The following is a 23,301-nucleotide window of genomic DNA, read 5'->3' on the forward strand; positions in this document are numbered from 1 at the left end:
TTGATATAAATATCAATTAACGTGTTAGTCACTCTTCAAGACTTTAACTTCAAATAATACTTTTTTGATAGTGTCTTGTGAGTGCCCACACAGATTGTCTGATAAATTGTTAAAGAGCGTTGCAACTTAATCTTTCGATGTCGACACCAAATTCTGTGAATCAGGTCGTTGTTGCGAGGTGTGTATATTACGTTTTTCTTTCAGAAAGTCAAGTAGTTATTTTCAACTTTATCTTTCTTTTTTCACCTCTTACTGTCATCGGGGTTATTTTTCAAACCTCACCACCGAAGCGGTTTGCCGTGTCAGTGGATGCGCATTATAGGGAGTCAGAAAATTCGCGCAATAGTTTTTTTGCATTTTTTAGTTCAACTGCTGCAATCCACAGCAAAATCCCCACTTATACTTTTTTATCCACAAATTTATCCACAGATAGAAAAATATTCAAAATTTAGCGCGCATTACGCAAACGTTTGCGCTACAATTAGCGCGAAAAATCAGCATTAATTTTATGTTTATGTTCTGAAATTGTTAGTGACTTATATATAGCTATTGAAGAAGTCTCAATATTCAGCTTTTATAGATAGCGATATAAGAAGAGCCTTAGGCTCTTTAACTCATTTGATACGCTCTAATTCTTTCTTATCCAAGGGATCTATTTCATGCAACTGCTTCGTCCAATTCGCCGTGCCCTGCTTAGTGTGTCTGATAAAACAGGGGTTGTTGAATTCGCTAAGGCGCTTTCTCACCGAGGAGTTGAGCTTCTCTCTACTGGTGGAACTGCAAAACTATTAGCAGAATCAGGCCTGAAGGTTACAGAGGTTTCGGATTACACGGGTTTTCCTGAAATGATGGACGGACGTGTTAAAACACTACATCCGAAAATTCATGGTGGGATCTTAGGTCGTCGTGGGACTGATGATGCCATCATGCAAGAACATAATATTGAACCCATCGATATGGTTGTCGTCAATTTATATCCTTTTGCACAAACTGTCGCGAAACCCAATTGTACATTAGAAGATGCTGTCGAAAATATCGATATTGGTGGCCCAACAATGGTGCGCTCCGCAGCAAAAAACCATAAAGATGTAGCAATTGTGGTTAACAGTAATGACTACCAAATTGTCATTGATGAAATGGATAACCATGATAACTCGCTGAATTGGTCAACTCGCTTTGACTTAGCGATTAAAGCTTTTGAACATACTGCTGCTTATGACAGTATGATTGCGAACTACTTTGGTGAACTTGTTGCCCCTTATTATGGTGACACCACTCAACCTTCTGGTCGCTTCCCTCGAACCTTGAATTTAAACTTTATTAAAAAACAAGATATGCGTTATGGCGAGAATAGTCATCAAGATGCCGCTTTCTATATAGAAGAAAATCCAAAAGAAGCGTCCATCGCAACGGCAACTCAAATTCAAGGCAAAGCATTATCCTACAATAATATTGCAGATACTGATGCTGCTCTTGAATGTGTAAAATCATTTGATGAAGCAGCTTGCGTGATCGTTAAGCACGCTAACCCTTGTGGTGTCGCTATTGGCAATAATATTTTTACTGCTTATGACCGAGCATTTAAAACTGACCCGACATCTGCATTTGGTGGAATTATTGCCTTTAACCGTCCACTAGATAAAAATACAGCCCAAGCTATAGTTGACCGTCAATTCGTTGAAGTCATTATTGCCCCTTCAGTTGATCAAGATGCATTACCTATACTGGAAACTAAGCAAAACGTTCGAGTTCTTATTTGCGGTAAATGGGAAAAACCTATCACAGGCTTAGATTTTAAACGTGCGAATGGCGGTTTACTGGTTCAAGATCGTGATTTAGGCATGGTAAAAGAAGATGAGTTACGCGTTGTCACTAAACGCCAGCCTACTGAGCGCGAAATGAAAGATGCTCTTTTTTGCTGGAAGGTTGCTAAATTTGTTAAATCAAATGCCATCGTATATTCGAAAAATGATATGACTATCGGTATCGGGGCTGGGCAAATGAGCCGTGTCTATTCCGCAAAAATTGCAGGTATTAAAGCCGCAGATGAAGGTTTAGAAGTTGCCGGCTGTGCAATGGCATCAGATGCATTCTTCCCTTTCCGTGATGGTATCGATGCGGCAGCAGCTGTTGGCGTGACTTGTGTTATCCAACCTGGCGGCTCTATTCGAGATAATGAAGTTATCGATGCGGCAAATGAACATGGCATCGCGATGATCTTTACCAATATGCGTCACTTCCGTCATTAATTATTAAAGGTGTATTGATGAATATATTAATTATTGGTGGCGGTGGTCGTGAACACGCACTAGCGTGGAAAGCCGCACAATCACCACTTGCAGATAAAGTTTATGTCGCGCCAGGTAATGCAGGAACGGCACTCGAGCCGACATTAGAAAATGTGGATATTGCAGCAACAGATATCGATGCATTACTTCAATTCGCAAAAGACAAACAAATTGATTTAACGATTGTTGGTCCTGAAGCACCATTAGTCATTGGTATTGTTAATCAATTCCAAAATGCAGGATTAACCATTTTTGGCCCGACTCAAGGTGCTGCTCAGCTTGAAGGCTCAAAAGCATTTACTAAAGACTTCCTAGATCGCCATAACATTCCAACGGCTGACTATCAAAATTTTACTGAGATTGAGCCAGCGCTCGCTTATTTAGATAAAGTTGGTGCTCCAATTGTTATCAAAGCCGATGGACTTGCGGCCGGTAAAGGCGTGATTGTCGCCATGACATTGCAAGAAGCTAAAAATGCCGTGCATGATATGCTTGCAGGTAATGCTTTTGGTGATGCAGGACATCGTATTGTAATCGAGGAATTTCTTGACGGTGAAGAAGCTAGTTTCATTGTCATGGTTGATGGTGAAAATGTCATTCCAATGGCAACCAGCCAAGATCATAAACGTGTTGGTGATGGTGATACAGGCCTTAATACCGGTGGTATGGGTGCATATTCACCTGCTCCTGTTGTTACAGATGAAGTTCATCAGAAAGTAATGCAACAAGTGATTTATCCAACGGTTAAAGGAATGGATAAAGAAGGAAACCGCTATCAAGGTTTTCTATATGCAGGTTTAATGATTGATAAATTAGGTAATCCTAAAGTTATCGAATTTAACTGCCGCTTTGGTGATCCTGAAACACAGCCAATTATGATGCGTTTACAATCTGATTTAGTCGCATTATGCCTTGCCGGTGCTAAAGGTGAACTTGCAGGAAAAGATTCACTTTGGGATGAGCGTCCTGCACTTGGTGTTGTTATTGCCGCAGGCGGCTACCCCGGCGATTATCATAATGGTGATATCATTTCAGGATTACCTACTGAAGAATTTACTGATAGTAAAGTTTTCCATGCAGGTACAACGATGAAAGATAGTGAGGTTGTCACTGCCGGTGGACGTGTCCTTTGTGTTACCGCACTCGGCGCTGATATCGCAAAAGCACAAGCTAAAGCTTATGAAGCTGCCAAAACTATTCATTGGGATAATAGCTTTTATCGTAATGACATCGGTTATCGCGCAATTTCTCGTATTAAATAGCCTTTAATTATCATGACACCGAAAGCTGATACATCGTTATCAGCTTTTTTATTCTCAATACTTGTGTTTGATTTTTGCCTCTACTCAGAGTCAGCGCTTCTAAGTATTTTGAATTACAACTAGACGGAAAAATTACTTACATCTAAGGTAAGCTACTGAAATCAATAACGTTGTAGTTTGGAAGGCGACGAGCGGTGAGGTTATAAGCTCTCTTTAGAAGGTTCCCAGCGACAAAAATCGGTATCAGCGACCATCAACAACTGGTTTCCCTCTGGAGACTCCAGCCAGGCGATATTCAACTGGTTATGCCAAATTTTTGATCGGCTCTGTAACCAATCCTCTGCATAAGACTCAAATTTCACCTCGCGTACATCGCCTTGGCAAGTTGTGACTTTACCTTGCTGCCAACGTCCTTGATAAAGTTCAACTTTACCCACAATTAATGCAGTATTTGTCTCAAGAATACGCTCAGCCTCAAAACGCCAGCGAGTAATTTCATCTTCTGTCAGTGGAATTTTATTATTTGCTTGCTCGCGCTGCATAAAAATAATGTCATTATTTTTATTGAAACGTAGCTGCTCCATAATATTCCCGTCACCTTGACTCATGATTTGGCTACGAATTTGCCAAAGTTTTCCCATTCGGTATTCGAAAAAATTAACAGAAGTATCTGTGCCTTTATAAGGGCTATAAACAACCATTAAGACGAGGGGTTCGCTTTTATCATTATTGAGTCGCCACATACGAATTACGCCATCATCGGCAATAAATCCGCTTGCACTGAACTCCGGGAGTTTAGGCGAATTAGAGGAGCAGGCGCTTAGCATTGAGAGAGCTCCCAATACCAGCAACCCTTTTCGAATAAACAAAAGGGGTAGTTTTGTACCCCCTCTGATAACTCTTGTATACAACGTACTTATTTTACTGCTTCTTTCAATGCTTTACCGGCAGAGAAAGCAGGTACAGTTGTAGCTGGAATTGTGATTTCTTCACGAGTCTGAGGGTTACGACCAGTACGTTCTGCACGATGGCTGACTTTGAAAGTACCGAAACCGACCAGTTGTACTTGCTCGCCTTTTTTCAGCGTGTCAGAAATAGCACTCAGAGTAGATTCTAATGCTGCTTTTGCCTGAACTTTGGTCAGGTCTGCTGATTCTGCGATAGCATCAACTAATTCAGTCTTATTCATAAATTATCCTTACACAGTGTGTTTATCGTTTGCAAAGCATCGAGTGCGTCGGATATGCCAAATTGACAGCCCTGATACACGCCCCCGATAGCCACTTCTTCTCGCCCCTAAATGTAGACTAGATTAGGGGCATATGTGAAGCCTTAGTACTCAGCATTACTGCGTCAAGTCACGCTTTCGTTAACGAAAGTATAAAAATCAGCCTAATGTAATGCCTATATTGCTAACCCCCGCTTCGCGAAGGTCAGATTTTAATCCTTTAATTAACTCTAAGTCTCGTTCTTCACAAGCTGCCAGTAAACGGAAAATATCCCATTGGATATCCCATTCCTCTTCAACAGAAGATAATTCTTTGAGCTCTTGCTCAGTCATTTCTCGCCCAGCTTGAGTCATTTCAAGCATAGCCACTGTACGGATGGATGTTTCGCTAACCGCTATTGCATGCTCTAATGTTTCACCACTCAATTTTGAGTGAATAACTTCGCCTAAAGCAACACATGCATCAATGGCAGGGTACACGCCATATATATCGAAATCATCCGCGACAGGAATAATTTCTTCTAATTTTTCTAACTGACTGTCAAAATTGACTTTGCTATCTTTTATGATCAAGGTTTCCCAAACTAAATCGAGTATAGAGCGGTAAACTTTTTCATGCGCAAATTCAGTTTGCTGGCAAAACATTTGAAAATTGGGATACATTCTTTCACACAGGCAAGCCATAAAAGTGACATGCTGCCAGCTTTCTAATTTTTCCAACCTCAAATGAATGGGATTTTTTAACATAATTTCTGACTCATCAATCTCAATACTTCGCAGTTTACCTGAAAATCCGCCAATGCCACATATTTTGCTGATAATTAGCCAATTTTCTTATTCATTCGCTTAAAAAATATGCGATTAGATGCAATTCCGTCAGCAAAACGGGTAGGTTCAGGTAGCCGATACCCTTGCAAGCACCGCGTTACCCACTCTAGCGACGACAATAAACTGACTTTATGTCCCGGAGAAATAAACAAAGGGTTACAGCGTTTTTTGCTACGCAGTACCCAGCCTAATTGATTTCCATTTTGCATTAGAGGTAGATAGCTACCTTGTTCTTCGGCGAGTACAACGTCATCACCACATAAACGACTTTTTGCGACGCCAATCGTTGGAACATTCGCTTGTAATCCAAAATGACAAGCAACACCAAAGCGCCTTGGGTGAGCAATACCTTGACCATCCACAAGAACCAAATCAGGCTTTTGTTTTATTTGTGTCCACGCCGCCATTAACCCAGGCACTTCTCGAAAGGAAAGTAACCCAGGAATATAAGGTAATTGAGTCGGGACTCGTGCTATCTGGTATTCAACTAATTCCAATTGTGGCCATGACAACACGACAATAGCAGCTCGAGTAATGCTACCTTGTTGTTCAAAACCCACATCAGCCCCGCCAATAAAGCGAGGCTGTTGGTATTCATCAGCTAAAATAACTTGTTCGGCTTGATGAATTTGTTCTTGCCGTAACAAGTGAGTATCTAAAACCATAATGTACCAATACTTAAGATACTTAATTATTACTAATGATAGATGATAATAGTGCACTTACAAGCTACGGTAAATACACCATCAGTTAAACCTGCCGGCTATTGATGATACTGTCGGGAGAAACGGTGAACGGCATCGATAAATACACCCGCATGCTCAGGCGCAACATCCTGATGAATGCCATGTCCTAAGTTAAATACATGGCCATCACCGCTACCGAAACCAGCAAGAATATTTTGTACTTCTTCTTCAATACGAGCTGGCGGCGCATATAACATCGATGGATCCATATTACCTTGTAATGCAACTTTATCACCAACGCGACGACGTGCATCTGCAATTTCAGTCGTCCAATCTAAACCTAATGCATCACAGCCAGTCGCAGCCATTTCTTCTAACCACTGACCGCCACCTTTAGTAAATAAGGTTACGGGTACGCGGCGACCCTCGTTTTCACGGATCAGCCCATCAATGATTTTCTGCATGTAATTCAATGAAAACTGTAAATAATCACGCTTAGTTAACACACCGCCCCAAGTATCGAAAATCATCAGGGATTGTGCACCAGCACGAATTTGTGCATTCAAATATAAAATAACGCTATCAGCCAGTTTATCGAGTAATAAATGCAGTGCAGCAGGGTCTTCATACATCATTTTTTTGATTTTAGTGAAGGCTTTGCTGCTGCCACCTTCAACCATATAAGTCGCTAATGTCCATGGACTACCTGAAAAACCAATCAACGGCACATCACCATTTATCGCTTTACGAATAGCCCTCACAGCATCCATTACGTAACCTAATTCCATTTCTGGATCAGGAATTGGAATGTTTTTGACATCCGCAAGGCAGCTTATTGGCTTTTGAAAACGCGGGCCTTCCCCAGTTTCAAAATAGAGACCAAGTCCCATTGCATCAGGAATGGTTAAGATATCAGAAAATAAAATAGCGGCATCTAATGGAAAGCGACGTAATGGTTGTAAAGTCACCTCACACGCCAACTCCGTATTTTTACACAGAGAAATAAAATCACCGGCTTGTGCCCGTGTTGCTTTGTATTCAGGCAAATAGCGGCCTGCTTGACGCATCATCCATACCGGGGTCACATCTACAGGTTGACGTAGCAACGCGCGTAGATAGCGGTCATTTTTTAACTCAGTCATTATTTACTCCATTATAATCAGTGGCCGCCGTAAATGGCTAAGGGCTAGTATTGTAGCATGTTAAAGACAACAATATCAGCGCGCCTATTGGCTTGCTTCATCTTCGCTATCACGACAAAGCACAACAGTATCTTCAATTAAACGCCTTGCTATAGTATCTCCTGGCGGAATTAAAGGCAGCTCATTGTAGTGATACCACTGGGCACTAATTAATTCGTTTGGATCAACTTTAATTTCCCCGCTGTCATAATCAGCAAGAAAGCCCATCATCAAAGAATGTGGAAATGGCCATGGCTGTGATGAAACATAGCGAATATTACGAATTTTAATATTACTTTCTTCCATCACTTCACGAGCAACCGCTTCTTCTAATGTCTCACCAACTTCCACAAATCCCGCTAATACTGTAAATAATGGATTTTGTGAATGACGACGATGTTGAGCCAATAAGATATGATCATCTCGCCGTATACCCACAATTATGCAAGGGGCAATTTGCGGATAATAACGTTCATGGCAATGGTCACAAAGACAAGCCCACTCCGTTTTACTATGACGCATTGACGTTCCACAATAACCACAATAACGATGTGAACGATAAAATTCAGCGAGTTGAACTCCTCGACCTGCAAGTCGAAAAAGTCCTTCATCTTGTGCCGCTACTAAACGAGGGGAAGCCATATCTGAAGGCATTTTTTCAGCAATAAGCCAAACTATCTCGCCTTGCCATTCCCCGATTGGGGTCGCTGTTTTACCAATAAGAGACAACTCTTTAGCTGTTCCTCTCGGAACATCCCCCTGAGGTAGCCACAACCGACCCGCAAAACAAATGAACCACCAACCACTTTCTGTTCCTGCTAATGTTAATTTAGTCATTTTCCATATCTTTTATCTGCATAAAATAATTACCTTTATACCCAAGATAGTCTTTTTACACACAATAATTCAAAAGATTAACGGGTTATATTTCGATGCTTTATTTGACAGTTTTTGTTCATTTTCATAAACAAAATGATACAGCTTTAAGTACAAATTATACAAAAAGCGTCATAAATCTTTCAACTGATTGTCATCTTATCAACTTAGCATGCTAATTAACCAATACGGCTCCTCAATAGTGAGAGAAAAGATGAAAGTTATCGTTCCTGCAATTTTAATATCTCTAACAACATCAAGCCTTACATTAGCAGCAGATGCTAATTTAACTAAATTAATTGATGCGGCAAAAAAAGAAGGGCAAGTATACAGTGTGGGAATGCCAGATTCATGGGCTAACTGGAAAGGAACTTGGCAGGATTTAGAAAACCAATATGGATTAAAACACCAAGATACCGATATGAGTTCGGCCCAAGAAATCGCAAAATTTGCAGCTGAGAAAAAAAATGCAACGGCAGATATTGGTGATGTTGGTGCCTCTTTTGGTCCCGTCGCTGTGCAAAAAGGGGTGACTCAACCTTATAAACCGACAACTTGGGAACAAATTCCTAATTGGGCAAAAGATAAAGATGGGCATTGGGCGCTAGCTTATACTGGGTCAATTGCTTTTATGATTAACAATGAGTTAGTCAAAGACGCACCAAAAAGTTGGGACGATTTACTCAAAGGTAAATATAAAGTCACCGTCGGTGACGTGGGTATAGCAGCACAAGCTAACAACGCTGTCCTTGCCGCTGCTTTTGCTCGTGGTGGTGATGAAAACAACCTCACGCCGGCCATTGAATTTTTTGCTGAACTCGCTAAACAAAAGCGCTTATCAGTAAACGATCCTACTGTCGCCAATATCGAAAAAGGTGAAGTTGAAGTCGGTATTTTATGGGACTTTAACGCACTGAATTATCGCGATCAGATCAACCGCGATCGTTTCACCGTTGTTATTCCATCAGATGGTTCGGTTATTTCAGGTTATACCACGATTATCAACAAATATGCCAAAAACCCAAATGCAGCTAAATTAGCTCGCGAATATATTTTCAGTGATAAAGGACAGTTAAATCTGGCGGAAGGTTATGCTCGCCCTATTCGTGCACAATATCTGACATTACCAGATTCAATTAAATCTAAATTACTCCCTGAAGCACAATATAAAAATGTTCATCCCATTAAAGATGCAGATGGTTGGGAAAAGTCATCTCGTACTTTGCCGAAAATGTGGCAACAGCAAGTTTTAATCCACCAGCAGTAATTAGGATTGATAATGTCTGAAAAGGTCATACTTGTTGTTCTAGACGGTTTAAGTTATTCAGTGGCCCATCATTGTATGGGCTATCTCAATGGCTTAATCAAGGCTGATAGTGCAACACTTTATAAAATGGAGTGTGAACTCCCCTCAATGTCTCGCCCTTTATATGAGTGCATACTGACAGGTATTTCACCCGTTAAAAGCGGCATTGTAAACAATGAAGTGGTTCGGTTATCCCATTTCGACAGTGTTTTTTCCTTAGCACGTAAAGCCGGAAAAATCACCGCAGCGGCGGCTTATTACTGGGTGAGCGAACTCTATAACCGAGCGCCTTTTGTGGCGACTCGTGACCGCTTTACTCATGATGAACAACTCGCTATTCAATATGGCTGTTTTTATCAAGCTGATAGCTATCCTGATGACCATTTATTTATTGATGCAGAATATTTACGCACTCAATATTCTCCTGACTTTTTACTCATTCATCCTATGAATATTGATGATGCAGGACATAAGTTTGGTTTTGATTCAGCGCAATATCGTAATACCGCTCGTAAAGCAGATATTATTTTGTCGAACTATATTCCGACATGGATTGAGCAAGGTTATCAAGTGATTATCACCAGTGATCACGGCATGAATAATGATCGCAGCCATGGTGGCATTTTACCAGAAGAATGCACTGTTCCGCTGTTCGTTATCGGAACACAGTTTTCACATGATCCCCAATGCGAGATGGAACAGACCGCAATTTGCGGAACCCTGTGTGCTTTACTCGGTGTGAACTATCCCGATAAATCCGTTTGTCATGAGTTACTGGTAGGAGGCAATTAATGGCCGACATTACCGCTCCTTGCGAACAAACAGCTCAACAACAAGGCAAAATAGCCATGTTAAAAAAACATTTGGCTCGCTTTCATTGGCAGGCGGCTTTATTAATGCTGCCTTTCATCACGCTATTTTGCCTATTTCAAATTGCGCCAATGATTTGGGTATTGATTAATAGTTTCATTTACGAAGAAGCGTGGTCAGTTGCCAATTATCTTGAAGTCTTCACCAATGATTTTTATCTACAAGCATTTGAAAATACATTATGGCTTTCAATTTTCTGTAGCGTGATTGGATTATTGATCTCTAGCGTGACGGCATTTTCTATTTATAAAATGCAAGGTAAAGTCCGCCGAATAATGATTTCTTTCACCACAATGACCAGTAACTTCAGTGGTGTTCCTCTCGCCTTTGCTTTTATTATTATTTTAGGCTTTAACGGTGCGATTACCTTGCAACTTAAAGCATGGGGGATTATTGAAGACTTTAATATTTATAGCGCCAATGGGTTGATGCTGCTGTATATCTATTTCCAAATACCGTTAGGAGTTTTATTACTTTACCCTGCATTTGATGCCCTAAAACCAGAGTGGGAAGAAGCTGCAAAAACGATGGGTGCTAGTAAACTAACATACTGGTTTAAGGTCGCTATTCCTGTCATCTCCCCTGCATTACTCGGTACTTTTATTATCTTAATCGCCAATGCGGTTGGGGCATACGCAAGTACCTACGCCTTGACTAGCGGTAATTACAATCTGGTTACTATCCGAATTGCCAGCTTAGTTTCTGGCGATCTATTCTTAGAACCGAATATGGCGGCGGCGCTATCTGTCTTGTTAATTGCTATTCTTGGTTTTATTACCGCTATTCACCATTGGTTATTAAAACGGAGCTACCATGCAAAGTAATAATGCAATCAGCCCAATGATAACTAAATCTAGTCAAGTTCCTAGCCTGTGGCTGCACAAATTAATTCTAATTAGTGTTGCAAGCCTACTAGCTTTACCCATTATCGCCACTTTTCTTTATTCTATTGCCAGCCAATGGGGGGCAACGGTTCTGCCAGACTCTTTATCAATAAAATGGTATTTGCAATTATGGCAAGATCCACGTTTTTTAATGGCTTTTGGTCGTTCATTGATTATCTGTTTTGGTACCCTACTCGTCAGTACGTTGATTATTCTCCCCATGACCTTTGCGGTATTTTATCGTTTTCCCAAACTAAAAAGTGTAATGGACTTATTGATTATTTTACCTTTTGCCATCCCGCCCGTAGTCTCTTCCGTTGGTTTATTACAAATATTTTCTGATGAACCGTTTATATTAGTCGGCACGCCATGGATTTTAATTGGCACCTATTTCACCATCACCTTACCCTTTATGTATCGTGCGCTGGCAAATAGCTTTCAAGGTATTAATTTACATGATTTGATGGATGCGGCTCATCTGCTAGGCGCCAGCACATTTAAAGCATTTATGCTGATTGTACTGCCCAATATTCGTAAAGGATTTCTTGTCTCATTATTAATTTCATTTTCATTTCTAATGGGTGAATTTGTTTTCGCCAATATATTGGTAGGAACCCGTTATGAAACACTGCAAATTTATCTCTTTAATATGCGCCAAACTAGCGGTCACTTTACCTCAGCGCTGGTAATGTCTTATTTCCTCTTTACGTTGCTGCTGACTTGGTTAGCAACTCGATTGAATCGTTCTGGAGATTAATGATGAGCTATGTCATTGCCGAAAATTTAAGTAAGTCCTTTGGTCAAAATCAGGTGTTTTCTGATATCCAGTTTACGATTGAAAAAGGCGAATTTATTACTTTGCTAGGTCCTAGTGGTTGTGGAAAATCAACGCTTTTACGCTGTATTGCAGGTCTTGAGCAACTAAATAGTGGTGAGCTCTATATTGATCGTGAAAATATTACCCATCAAGCTGCTCAGCAGCGTGGCGTAGGTATGGTATTTCAAAGTTATGCATTGTTCCCTAATATGACGGTGACCGAAAATATTGCCTTTGGCCTGAAGATGCGCAAAGTTGATAGTAAAGAAAGGGAAAAAGCAGTCACCGATGTGATTGAAATGGTTGAACTCCAAGGGAAAGAGCAGCAATATCCGCATCAATTGTCTGGTGGTCAGCGTCAACGAGTGGCACTAGCTCGCGCTTTGGTGATGAAGCCGCAAATATTATTGCTCGATGAGCCTTTATCAGCCCTTGATGCCCGTATTCGTAAACATTTACGTCAACAAATTCGTCATATTCAGCGTGAACTAAAACTGACAACTATTTTTGTCACTCATGATCAAGATGAAGCAATGATCATGTCAGATAGAATTTTTTTAATGAATAAAGGCTCGATTGTTCAAAGCGATACAGCAGAAAATATCTATACTCAACCGGCTAATGAGTTTGTAGCACGTTTTATGGGTAACTATAATCTCGTTACCGCAGAGAAAGCCAATGCCATGCTGGGACTAAATCTACAAGGTACCCTCGCGATCCGTCCCGAATCTATTTATGTAAAAGAAGCGGGACGTCAATATGCAGACCATATTTCGCATCCTGTTGATGCTATTATTATCGACCATCAATTACTGGGCAATATCATTCGTTATTCAGTCAATACGCCAGCAGGAAATATGACAGTTGACCTACTTAACCGCTCTTCAGAACGACTTTTTGAGCCCGGAACACGTCTTGAACTGATGTTTAATAAAAATGAAATTCGCGCCTTAAGCTAATTTAATCATGGAAAAATAAAAATGCAGAACAAATTAGCCATTTTTGATTTGGATGACACCTTAATTCAAGGAGATAGCAGCGTACTGTGGACTCAATATTTATGGGATAAAAAAATCATCAAAGACCCCCGTTTTGTCGAAGCTGATAAAACAATGATGGCGCAATACAATGCAGGATCTTTAGATATGGCAACATATTTGCGATTTAATTTGCAATCTCTTGCCAATATAAAAACAGAGCAAGTCGATCTGTGGCTCGATGATTTTATCGACACCATTATTATTCCGCGAATTTATCCCGAAGGATTAAGCACGATCGCCTCTTATCGATCTCAAAAGATCCCGATTATTGTGATCTCCGCAACCGTTTCATTTATTGTTAAAAAGATAGCAAACAAACTTAATGCTGACGTCGCCATGGGCATTGATATCAAGCAACAAAGTGGTTGCTACACTACTGAAATAGACGGTATTCCCACTTTCAAAGAAGGTAAAGTTAAGCGTCTAATGCATTGGGTAAGCCACCAACCCATCACCGATGCCTATATCTACTTTTACACCGACTCTGCCAACGACCTTCCCATGTGCTACTTTGCCGATGAAGTATTTATTATCAACGGCGACCCGCGCTTACAACAAGCCGCCCTAGAACACAATTGGCCACAATATACTTGGAGTTTGTAAGCCCAAACTTGTAATTTCGGTCTTAGTTTTGATCTTGGTTTTAACTAACCAATCTATCCAAAGGTTCCTCTAAATTATTCAAGTGAGAAGAAGGCGGAAAACGAGGGGAAAACGAGCCAATCTTTTCCAAGGTTCCTCTAAATTATTCAAGCGAGAAGAAGGCGGCAAGCGAGGATATCCCAAGGAGCATACATAAGTATGTGACTTGGGTAGCCGAGAGCGGCCAACGCACTTATCGCTTGAAGAATGACGAGGAAAAAGCTTGAGAATCACAGAAAGCCCTCTATACTGATTATTCTTGTCGGAGTGCCTAGTATGCATTTGCATCGGGCTGAGACCGTTAATTCGGGATCCGCGGAACCTGATCGGGTTAATACCCGCGAAGGGAACAAGAGTAATCACTCAGCGTATTAACCATCATTTTTGACTTAATCTCACCTAAAACCGGTGATTGAAAAACAAACGATATGGTGAATTACAACACAATACGCAACGTCTTATTATTACTCCTCCGAACTCCTGACAAGCAACTTTCTTACGATAAACCTGCTAATACGCACAACTTATAAATGCGTTATAGCCCGTGACGATGTCAGGAAATTGCTATGTCTAATAATACAAACTTACCTAACGCTATACCGACCACTGATGTTTCTCCAAAACCTGCGCCTGCCCGTACTCGTAAAGCACAACGAGATGCAGCTGAAGATTTTATCAATACCATTTCTGGAGTGTCGTTCCCTAATTCAAAACGCATTTACTTACAAGGTTCAAGGGATGATATTCAAATTCCAATGCGTGAAATTCAGCTCTCTCCCACGCTGATTGGGGGCGATAATGAGAATCCTCAATTCGAAGAAAATGAACCCATTCCTATCTATGATACGTCAGGGCCTTATGGTGACCCCGCTTGCGAGCTAAATGTGCATGCAGGATTGCAAAAAATTCGAGCACCTTGGATACAAGCACGCGCAGATATTGAACCCGTTAAAAATCTCAGTTCTGATTTCACCCAACAACGTTTAGCAGATGCAGGACTCGACCACCTACGTTTTAATAATCGCCCGCATCCATTAAAAGCGAAAAATACAAAGTGCGTCACTCAATTGCACTATGCACGTAAAGGGATCATAACCCCTGAAATGGAATTTATTGCCATTCGTGAAAATATGGGTCGCGAACGTATTCGTGGTGAAGTACTTCTGCAACAGCATCCAGGACAAGGCTTTGGCGCTAATTTACCAGACAATATTACCCCTGAATTTGTTCGCCAAGAAATCGCAGCAGGCCGTGCCATTATTCCTGCAAATATAAACCATCCTGAATCTGAACCGATGATTATTGGCCGCAACTTCTTAGTTAAAGTGAATGCCAATATCGGTAATTCATCAGTCACATCATCCATCGAAGAAGAAGTTGAGAAATTGATTTGGTCAACCCGTTGGGGTGCGGATACCGTCATGGATTTATCCACTGGTCGTTATATCCATGAAACTCGTGAATGGATTTTACGTAATAGCCCAGTACCAATCGGCACGGTACCTATTTACCAAGCACTAGAAAAAGTAAACGGTGTGGCTGAAAATCTCACATGGGAAATGTTCCGTGACACCTTGCTTGAACAAGCTGAACAAGGTGTTGACTACTTCACCATTCACGCAGGGGTTTTGTTACGTTACGTTCCCATGACCGCAAAACGCCTTACGGGTATTGTCTCTCGTGGTGGCTCTATCATGGCAAAATGGTGCCTTTCACATCATCAAGAAAACTTTCTATATGAACATTTTCGTGAAATTTGCGAACTCTGCGCTGCCTACGATGTATCACTGTCGCTAGGAGATGGTCTGCGTCCAGGTTCAATTCAAGATGCTAATGATGCAGCGCAATTTGCAGAATTACATACCCTAGGTGAATTGACTAAAATCGCATGGGAATATGACGTTCAAGTGATGATTGAAGGTCCAGGACATGTGCCAATGCAGATGATACGTCGCAATATGACGGAAGAATTAGAACATTGCCACGAAGCGCCATTTTATACATTAGGCCCTTTAACTACCGATATCGCACCGGGCTATGACCATTTCACTTCCGGTATTGGTGCTGCGATGATTGGTTGGTTTGGTTGCGCGATGTTGTGTTACGTCACCCCCAAAGAGCATTTAGGCTTACCAAATAAAGAAGATGTTAAACAAGGCCTTATCACATATAAAATTGCTGCTCACGCTGCGGATCTTGCTAAAGGGCACCCCGGTGCTCAAATTCGTGATAATGCAATGTCTAAGGCACGTTTTGAATTCCGTTGGGAAGATCAGTTCAACTTAGCATTAGACCCAGAAACGGCACGCAAATATCATGATGAAACTTTGCCCCAAGCCTCTGGGAAAATAGCTCATTTCTGTTCTATGTGCGGCCCTAAGTTCTGCTCAATGAAAATCTCACAAGAAGTCAGAGACTATGCTGCACAAAAAGAAATAGCAGCAAAAGAAGCGATTGAAAAAGAGAATGGAATGACGCAAATGTCAGAAGCTTTTCGAGCTCACGGTAGCGAGTTATACCATAGCGCAGAGGTCGTCAGTGATGAAAAAATTGCTTAATTTACCGGATACTCCATTTCCGGAGACTGAGCACTGCCTTGGTCTGTACCCTGTTGTCGACTCCGTAGAATGGATTGAACGCCTGCTTAATGCGGGAGTTTCCACTCTCCAACTGCGAATTAAAGACAAGACCGATAGCGAAGTTCGTGATGATATCCAAAAAGCCATCACGCTTGGCAAACAATACAACGCACGCATATTTATCAATGACTATTGGCGTCTAGCAGTCGAATTTGGTGCTTATGGCGTTCACCTTGGGCAAGAAGATTTGGAAACTACTGACTTACTTGCCATTCATCAAGCAGGTCTGCGCCTAGGTGTTTCAACCCATGATGAACGTGAGCTTGCCATCGCCAAATCGGTGCGCCCTTCTTATATTGCAATGGGGCATATTTTTCCGACAGAAACCAAAGAGATGCCATCATCACCTCAAGGACTTGAGACACTCAAAAAAATGGTGGCAGCCACCCCTGAATACCCCACTGTCGCCATTGGGGGGATTTCAATAGACAAAGTTCCTGCCGTGCTAGCAACTGGCGTCGGCAGTATCGCCCTTGTGAGTGCTATTACCAAAGCTGAAGATTGGCGAAAGGCAACAAAGGTGCTACTGGATTTAGTTGAAAACGATAATTCAAATTAACTAATTGATAATAATAGTATTAGCCATGTTTTATTAGTTCTGATAAACATGGCTTAATATGATTGTTCGAAGGAACCTATCATGTTGAGTGACCAAGAGTTCATGCGTTACAGCCGCCAGCTATTATTGGAAGACGTCAGCCCTGAAGGACAACTGCAACTCAAAAATAGCAAAGTGCTTATTGTGGGTCTAGGAGGATTAGGCTCACCCGCTAGTCTCTATTTAGCGGGGGCGGGTGTTGGTGAGATATGGCTTGCCGATCACGATGAATTGCATGTTTCAAATCTACAACGGCAAATGCTCTACAACACTGATGATATTTCAAAATCTAAAGCACAATTAGCCGCCCATCGACTTAACCAATTAAACCCGCTGATAAAAACACACGTTTTACAGAAAAAATTGGATATCGATACATTAATTCCGTTAGTCGCACAAGTCGATTTAGTCCTTGATTGCTGTGACAATATGGCAACTCGCCATGCTGTCAACATGGCTTGTGTTAAAACGAATAAAACCTTAATCAGCGGCAGTGCTGTCGGTTTTGGCGGGCAGCTCATGGTGTTTGAGCCGCCATTTAGCTCAGGCTGTTATGCCTGTCTTTATCCTGAAAATGAGGAGCCACAACGCAACTGCCGTACCGCGGGTGTTTTAGGTCCTGTCGTCGGCATCATTGGCACATTACAAGCACTCGAAGCGATTAAGTTGCTAGTCGGTCTGCCTTCTTCTCTTAGTGGTAAATTGCGTTTATTCGATGGAAAACAACAGCATTGGAATACATTGCAGCTCACCCCATCTATGCAGTGCTCTATCTGTCGAGAGGAAACATGCATATCATAATTAATGACCAACCGATGCAGTTTGCATCGCCAATGACGGTCACTCAATTGTTTATCACACTTGGTCGCCAAACATCAGGCTCAGCACTAGCAATAAACCAAATCGTCATTCCTAAGAGCCAGTGGGATAGTCATCTTATTAATGAAAAAGATAATATCTTGCTATTTCAAGCTATTGCAGGAGGCTAATCATGTTAAAAATTGCAGATTTCACATTTCAATCGCGTTTATTTACGGGCACAGGCAAATTTGCTAGTGCTAGTGTGATGCAAGAATCTATCAAAGCATCAGGCAGTCAATTAGTCACTATGGCCATGAAACGAATTGATTTACGAGGACAAGACGATGGTATTTTGCTGCCATTGCAAGAGCTCGGTATAAAATTATTGCCAAATACCTCTGGGGCAAAGAACGCGCAAGAAGCCATATTTGCCGCACGTCTTGCTCGTGAAGCACTAGGTACTCATTGGGTTAAGCTGGAAATTCATCCCGATATGCAATACTTATTGCCGGATCCGATTGAAACATTATTAGCAGCAGAACAACTCGTCAAGGAAGGTTTTGTGGTACTCCCCTATTGCAGTGCTGATCCAGTTTTATGTCGACGCTTAGAAGAAGTCGGTTGCGCCGCAGTTATGCCTCTGGGTGCACCAATTGGCACAAATAAAGGCTTAGTCACCAAAGAAATGCTACGAATTATTATCGAGCAAGCGCGTGTTCCCGTTATCGTTGATGCTGGTATTGGCGCACCAAGCCATGCAGTCGAAGCAATAGAAATGGGCGCAGATGCTGTCCTTGTTAATACCGCGATTGCTGTTGCTAAACAACCCATATTGATGGCTAAAGCTTTCAAAATGGCAGTTGAAGCGGCCGAACTTGCCTATCAAGGTGGTCTTGCAGCATCAAAACAACAAGCTCAAGCATCAAGCCCTTTAACGAATTTCTTAGGGGCGCTGCAATGAATGCCAGCTTCAGTGAACGCTTACAGGCGCTCAATTGGGACGATATTACCTTAAGTATTCATAGTAAAACCTCAAAAAATGTCACGGATGCCTTAGCAAGTGATACGTTAACACTCGACGATTTTATGGCGTTACTTTCCCCTGCCGCTCGCCCTTTTATCGAACAAATGGCACAAAAAGCACAAAAGCTCACAAGGCAACGATTTGGCCATGCTGTTGGTTTTTATGTTCCATTATATCTGTCAAATTTATGCGCAAACGATTGTACTTATTGTGGTTTTTCAATGAGCAATCGAATTAAACGTAAAACACTTAATGAGACTGAAATCATTAATGAATGCGAAACCATACGCAAGATAGGATTTGACAGTTTATTGCTCGTGACTGGCGAACATCAAAGCAAAGTGGGAATGGATTATTTTCGGCGCTATCTGCCGATTATTCGCCAATATTTTAGTTCGTTAATGATGGAAGTGCAGCCATTAAGCACAGACGAATATCGAGAATTAAAATCGCTAGGCCTTGATGGGGTAATGGTTTACCAAGAAACTTATCATGAACCCACCTATCAGCTTCATCATCTTAAAGGCAAAAAACAAGATTTTCATTGGCGATTAGCAACCCCCGAACGTTTAGGCCAAGCAGGTATTGATAAAATTGGTTTAGGTGCACTCATTGGGTTATCAAATAGCTGGCGAACTGACTGTTATATGGTTGCCGAACATCTGCTTTATCTACAGCAACATTATTGGCAAACGCGTTACTCTATTTCATTTCCTCGCCTGCGACCTTGTGCTGGTGGCATTGAACCTGCCTCTTTAATGAATGACATAGAACTGGTGCAACTGATTTGTGCTTTTCGCTTATTAGCACCAAATGTTGAACTGTCATTATCTACACGAGAATCACCTTATTTTCGTGACCATGTAGTACCTTTAGCGATTAATAATGTCAGTGCTGGTTCAAAAACACAGCCTGGAGGCTATGCAGACTCAACGGAAGAATTAGAACAATTCACACCTCATGATAATCGTAGTGCTGCGCAAGTTGCCCAAGCCTTGGTAAAATCAGGGCTACAACCCGTTTGGAAAGATTGGGATGGCTACTTAGGGCGCTAATATTAGGGGCTAATATTAGGGGCTAATTTAAAAAAAGATTAGCCCCTGATTTATTACTATTTGTGACGATGACTTGTTAAGTCCTGAGTATCTTTTTCATTAAATGAACAATAAAAATGTATTAATAGCTAAAAATAAACTTTATTTTTTAATAGGTAATTACGCATATATAAACAGATATAATAAAATATGACTTTAGTATTTTAGACTCTGCTGCAAATCGAGTTAGAATTATAAATAAAAATGCCAAAACACAAAATAAGTGTATTAACAATAGAATTTAAGATAAGAAGGGATAATAGGGAATGTTACATAAATACAGGATAAGATAAACATAACTAACTGTTTAATATCAATTAATTAACAACAAAAATCAATGTATAGCTAAGGTCAAATATTTTAGTTCATTAAGTAATTAAAACCACTATTAATTATTCATTTTATACACTCGGTAGCATTTCTTAAAAAAAATCAAAATATCTGATACTCGTCTTATTATTTTCCATGATAAAAGAATACTGTTGAAATGAGATTACATTCATAAACAAAACAAAAGTATAAAATATTCATCATTGCGATGCCGGAGAATAGAAAGAATGAATATCGTTGACCGTTTTATTTCTTATACCAAAGTTAACACCACCACCGATCGGGAAAAAGGCGCAGCAGGCATCATGCCATCATCAGAAGGCCAGCGCGTACTTGCACAAAAATTAGTTAAAGAACTCGAAGCATTAGGCATTGAAGATATTAAGTTACGCGACACCGCGATTGTCACGGCAACATTACCCTCTAACTTGGATTATGATGTGCCAACAGTGGCTTTCTTTGGCCACTTAGACACCAGTGCTGAACAAACTAATGACACTAAAGCGCAAATTCTACCTTATAACGGTGAAGATATTTGCATGAATAAAGCGCTAAATATCTACCTGCGTAAAAGCGAATTCCCTGAACTTGCTGACTATTTAGGTGACGATATCATCGTCACTGATGGTACGAGCTTACTCGGCGCAGATGATAAAGCCGCTATCGCATCGATTATGGATATGCTGCAATATTTCAAACAAAACCCAGAAATCAAACACGGTACAATTAAAATTGGCTTTGTTCCTGATGAAGAGCAAGGGCTTCGCGGTGCAAAAGTATTTGATGTTAAAGAATTTGGTGCAGATTTCGCTTATACATTAGACTGTTGTGGTATCGGCGAGCTGGTTTATGAGAACTGGAATGCAGGTGATGTAGAAGTTATTTTTACCGGTAAGTCGGCTCATCCTATGTCAGCAAAAGGAAAACTAAAAAATTCCCTTCTAATGGCACAAAAATTTATCGCAATGTTACCCGGCGGTGAAGCTCCTGAATATACAGATGGTCGCGAAGGCTATTACTGGGTTAAGCAGATGTCTGGCAATAGTGCACGCACGGTCTTAAAACTGGATGTCCGCGATTTTACTGAAGATGGTTACCGTACTCGCATGGCGTTTTTGAAAAAATTAGCAGATCACTGTGAAGATTTGTGGGGAGCAGAAAGCGTCACCTGTATCCTCGCAGACCGCTATTCAAACGTCTATAACAGTTTACAAGGTGAAAATCGCTATCCTATTGATATTGCAATTGATGCTTATCAAGCTTGTGGTATCACTCCTAAAGTTATTCCTATGCGTGGTGGCTATGATGGCGCAGCTCTATCACAAAATGGTTTACCTTGCCCGAATATCTTTACCGGTGCTCACAATTTCCATTCAATCTATGAATACCTACCAGTGAAATCTTTATATGCAGCCAGTGATGTATTGAAGCAAGTAGTACAAATCACCGCTGAACGCTTCAAACCAGGAGCTAAAGCATGATCCCAATTCTAACGGTTCTTATCATCGTTGTTTTGGTTGCACGTTTTATTCTAAAAGGATACAAAGCTGAACCCGTATTATTAATTGCGGGTTTGGCATTGATGATCTGTACCCTTGCCCTCGGTTGGGGTCCTATTCTTCCTAAAAATGTTGCAACCACGGGGATCACTTGGCTCGATCCTTTTGAAGTTATGCGCGATTTGTTCAGTAGCCGTGCCGCTGACCTTGGTTTAATGATCATGGCGCTGATGGGATTTGCTCAATATATGGATCATATCGGCGCTAATGAAGCCGTTGTCCGCGTTGCAACAAAACCATTGAAAAATATGCGTTCACCTTATGTACTGCTGTTTTTCTCATTCCTACTAGCCAGTGTTTTACAACTTGCGATTCCATCAGCAACTGGCCTCGCCGTCTTATTGATGGGCACCATGTTCCCTATCATGATTGGTCTTGGTTTATCGCCAGCTTCTGCGGCTGGGGTTATCGCGACCTCACTTGGTGTGGCTTATACGCCAACGGCAATTGATGCCATTCGTGGTGCAAAAGCAGTCGATATGTCAGTGGTTGAATATGTACTTTACTACCAAGGACCTGCGGCATTAGCAACTGTCCTTGTTGTCGGTATTACACATATTTTTTGGCAACGTCATTGTGACCGTAAGCAAGGGTTTATACCTGAAATAGGTAAAGCCGTTTCGTCTCACGAAAAAAATGACAACACCAAATCAGTGCCGGGATATTATGCACTACTTCCTATGTTACCGATTATCATGGCTGTCGGAACCTCAAATCTGTTCTTTGAGGGCATTCACTTAGACGTAGTTACGATTGTTCTAATCGCAATGACAATTTGTATGGTCATTGAAACAGTGAGAGTACGTAATTTCAAAATCGTTTGTAATGGCTTCCAAACCTTTTTAAATGGTATGGGTCACGCCTTTAGTAACGTTGTAGGATTATTGGTTGCTGCGGGTGTCTTCGCTCATGGTATTAAAGTCAGTGGCGCCATTGACCAATTAATTATCATGGCTGAATCTGTTGGCTTACCACCATTTGCTATGGCTTTAGTCTTTGCTGTTGTAACACTCGCTGCTGCTATTATCATGGGGTCGGGTAATGCGCCATTCCTAGCATTTGTCGAGTTGATCCCACAAATAGCTCACAGTATGGGTGTAAATCCAATCTCAATGATTCTACCTATGCAACAAGCATCACATATGGGTCGAGGAATGTCACCCGTCGCAGGGGTCATCATTGCGGTATCAAGTGGAGCTAAGTTACAACCGTTTGATGTTGTTAAGCGAACGGCTGTACCACTCATGGTCGGTTTCGTGGCTCACTGTGCGATTATCGGGATATTCTATTAACGTATTTAATCACTTAATATTCAAATAATCATGTAACTAAAAAGAGGGGAAATATT

General features: G+C 41.2%; 22 protein-coding genes and 1 riboswitch. Of the genes, 16 read left to right on the top strand and 6 right to left on the bottom strand.

Annotation, left to right across the window (positions count from 1 at the left end; genetic code table 11):
* The first annotated feature begins 659 nt into the window (after nucleotides 1–659).
* Nucleotides 660–2,249 carry a bifunctional phosphoribosylaminoimidazolecarboxamide formyltransferase/IMP cyclohydrolase gene (gene purH, locus AAZR93_RS14685; protein ID WP_434720251.1) on the top strand — a complete coding sequence of 530 codons (1,590 nt, stop codon included), beginning with the start codon at nucleotides 660–662 and terminating at the stop codon, nucleotides 2,247–2,249.
* A 17-nt stretch (nucleotides 2,250–2,266) separates the two neighbouring features.
* A complete protein-coding gene (gene purD / locus AAZR93_RS14690; RefSeq protein ID WP_434720252.1) occupies nucleotides 2,267–3,550 on the top strand; it encodes a phosphoribosylamine--glycine ligase in 1,284 nt (427 codons plus the stop codon).
* A gap of 200 nt (nucleotides 3,551–3,750) precedes the next feature.
* Here purD and AAZR93_RS14695 read toward each other — a convergent pair whose 3' ends face one another.
* From AAZR93_RS14695 to nudC, 6 genes are all read right to left on the bottom strand, one after another.
* Nucleotides 3,751–4,377 carry a DUF1481 domain-containing protein gene (locus tag AAZR93_RS14695; RefSeq protein ID WP_434720253.1) on the bottom strand — a complete coding sequence of 209 codons (627 nt, stop codon included), beginning with the start codon at nucleotides 4,375–4,377 and terminating at the stop codon, nucleotides 3,751–3,753.
* Between the two features lie 89 nt (nucleotides 4,378–4,466).
* Nucleotides 4,467–4,739: an HU family DNA-binding protein gene (locus AAZR93_RS14700; RefSeq protein ID WP_294104492.1), complete on the bottom strand. Its 273-nt coding sequence runs from the start codon at nucleotides 4,737–4,739 to the stop codon at nucleotides 4,467–4,469.
* 198 nt (nucleotides 4,740–4,937) lie between these two features.
* Nucleotides 4,938–5,525, bottom strand: coding sequence for a YjaG family protein (locus tag AAZR93_RS14705; RefSeq protein WP_434720254.1), 588 nt, complete (start codon nucleotides 5,523–5,525; stop codon nucleotides 4,938–4,940).
* Nucleotides 5,526–5,599: 74 nt separating this feature from the next.
* Nucleotides 5,600–6,271, bottom strand: a complete 672-nt coding sequence (gene nfi / locus AAZR93_RS14710) for a deoxyribonuclease V (protein ID WP_294104488.1) — start codon at nucleotides 6,269–6,271, stop codon at nucleotides 5,600–5,602.
* 98 nt (nucleotides 6,272–6,369) lie between these two features.
* Nucleotides 6,370–7,434, bottom strand: coding sequence for a uroporphyrinogen decarboxylase (hemE, locus tag AAZR93_RS14715; protein WP_434720255.1), 1,065 nt, complete (start codon nucleotides 7,432–7,434; stop codon nucleotides 6,370–6,372).
* 84 nt (nucleotides 7,435–7,518) lie between these two features.
* Nucleotides 7,519–8,310 (bottom strand): NAD(+) diphosphatase, encoded by a 792-nt coding sequence (gene nudC, locus AAZR93_RS14720; protein ID WP_294104484.1) that lies wholly within the window; start codon nucleotides 8,308–8,310, stop codon nucleotides 7,519–7,521.
* Between the two features lie 253 nt (nucleotides 8,311–8,563).
* On the opposite strand from nudC, the gene AAZR93_RS14725 reads away from it, so the two are divergent.
* The 14 genes from AAZR93_RS14725 to dcuC all read left to right on the top strand — a co-directional run bounded on the left by AAZR93_RS14725 (nucleotide 8,564) and on the right by dcuC (nucleotide 23,245).
* Nucleotides 8,564–9,616, top strand: a complete 1,053-nt coding sequence (locus tag AAZR93_RS14725; protein WP_434720256.1) for an ABC transporter substrate-binding protein — start codon at nucleotides 8,564–8,566, stop codon at nucleotides 9,614–9,616.
* Between the two features lie 12 nt (nucleotides 9,617–9,628).
* Nucleotides 9,629–10,447, top strand: coding sequence for an alkaline phosphatase family protein (locus tag AAZR93_RS14730; protein WP_294104480.1), 819 nt, complete (start codon nucleotides 9,629–9,631; stop codon nucleotides 10,445–10,447).
* Nucleotides 10,447–11,349, top strand: a complete 903-nt coding sequence (locus AAZR93_RS14735) for an ABC transporter permease (protein ID WP_294104476.1) — start codon at nucleotides 10,447–10,449, stop codon at nucleotides 11,347–11,349. The genes AAZR93_RS14730 and AAZR93_RS14735 overlap by 1 nt, the downstream gene beginning before the upstream one ends.
* Before the next feature lie 16 nt (nucleotides 11,350–11,365).
* Nucleotides 11,366–12,166 (top strand): ABC transporter permease, encoded by an 801-nt coding sequence (locus AAZR93_RS14740; protein WP_434720424.1) that lies wholly within the window; start codon nucleotides 11,366–11,368, stop codon nucleotides 12,164–12,166.
* Between the two features lie 2 nt (nucleotides 12,167–12,168).
* Nucleotides 12,169–13,185, top strand: a complete 1,017-nt coding sequence (locus AAZR93_RS14745; RefSeq protein ID WP_434720425.1) for an ABC transporter ATP-binding protein — start codon at nucleotides 12,169–12,171, stop codon at nucleotides 13,183–13,185.
* Nucleotides 13,186–13,206: 21 nt separating this feature from the next.
* Nucleotides 13,207–13,869, top strand: a complete 663-nt coding sequence (locus tag AAZR93_RS14750) for an HAD family hydrolase (RefSeq protein ID WP_434720257.1) — start codon at nucleotides 13,207–13,209, stop codon at nucleotides 13,867–13,869.
* Between the two features lie 292 nt (nucleotides 13,870–14,161).
* Nucleotides 14,162–14,274, top strand: a riboswitch (TPP riboswitch).
* 200 nt (nucleotides 14,275–14,474) lie between these two features.
* Complete coding sequence (gene thiC, locus AAZR93_RS14755; RefSeq protein ID WP_434720258.1) at nucleotides 14,475–16,466, top strand: phosphomethylpyrimidine synthase ThiC; 1,992 nt, start codon at nucleotides 14,475–14,477, stop codon at nucleotides 16,464–16,466.
* Nucleotides 16,450–17,106, top strand: coding sequence for a thiamine phosphate synthase (gene thiE, locus AAZR93_RS14760; RefSeq protein WP_434720259.1), 657 nt, complete (start codon nucleotides 16,450–16,452; stop codon nucleotides 17,104–17,106). The genes thiC and thiE overlap by 17 nt, the downstream gene beginning before the upstream one ends.
* Before the next feature lie 81 nt (nucleotides 17,107–17,187).
* Nucleotides 17,188–17,946: a HesA/MoeB/ThiF family protein gene (locus tag AAZR93_RS14765; protein ID WP_434720260.1), complete on the top strand. Its 759-nt coding sequence runs from the start codon at nucleotides 17,188–17,190 to the stop codon at nucleotides 17,944–17,946.
* Nucleotides 17,934–18,134: a sulfur carrier protein ThiS gene (gene thiS / locus AAZR93_RS14770; protein ID WP_294104467.1), complete on the top strand. Its 201-nt coding sequence runs from the start codon at nucleotides 17,934–17,936 to the stop codon at nucleotides 18,132–18,134. Before AAZR93_RS14765 ends, thiS begins: the two co-directional genes overlap by 13 nt.
* A 2-nt stretch (nucleotides 18,135–18,136) precedes the next feature.
* The gene (locus tag AAZR93_RS14775) at nucleotides 18,137–18,907 is read left to right on the top strand and encodes a thiazole synthase (protein WP_434720261.1); all 771 of its coding nucleotides are present in this window, start codon (nucleotides 18,137–18,139) and stop codon (nucleotides 18,905–18,907) included.
* On the top strand, nucleotides 18,904–20,025 hold the full coding sequence (thiH, locus tag AAZR93_RS14780) for a 2-iminoacetate synthase ThiH (RefSeq protein WP_434720262.1): 1,122 nt from the start codon (nucleotides 18,904–18,906) through the stop codon (nucleotides 20,023–20,025). Before AAZR93_RS14775 ends, thiH begins: the two co-directional genes overlap by 4 nt.
* Nucleotides 20,026–20,621: 596 nt before the next feature.
* Nucleotides 20,622–21,875: a peptidase T gene (pepT, locus tag AAZR93_RS14785; protein WP_434720263.1), complete on the top strand. Its 1,254-nt coding sequence runs from the start codon at nucleotides 20,622–20,624 to the stop codon at nucleotides 21,873–21,875.
* The gene (gene dcuC / locus AAZR93_RS14790) at nucleotides 21,872–23,245 is read left to right on the top strand and encodes a C4-dicarboxylate transporter DcuC (RefSeq protein ID WP_434720264.1); all 1,374 of its coding nucleotides are present in this window, start codon (nucleotides 21,872–21,874) and stop codon (nucleotides 23,243–23,245) included. Before pepT ends, dcuC begins: the two co-directional genes overlap by 4 nt.
* Nucleotides 23,246–23,301 lie beyond the last annotated feature (56 nt).

The sequence above is a fragment of the Providencia sp. Je.9.19 genome (genome assembly GCF_051129765.1).
Taxonomy (GTDB): Bacteria; Pseudomonadota; Gammaproteobacteria; order Enterobacterales; family Enterobacteriaceae; genus Providencia.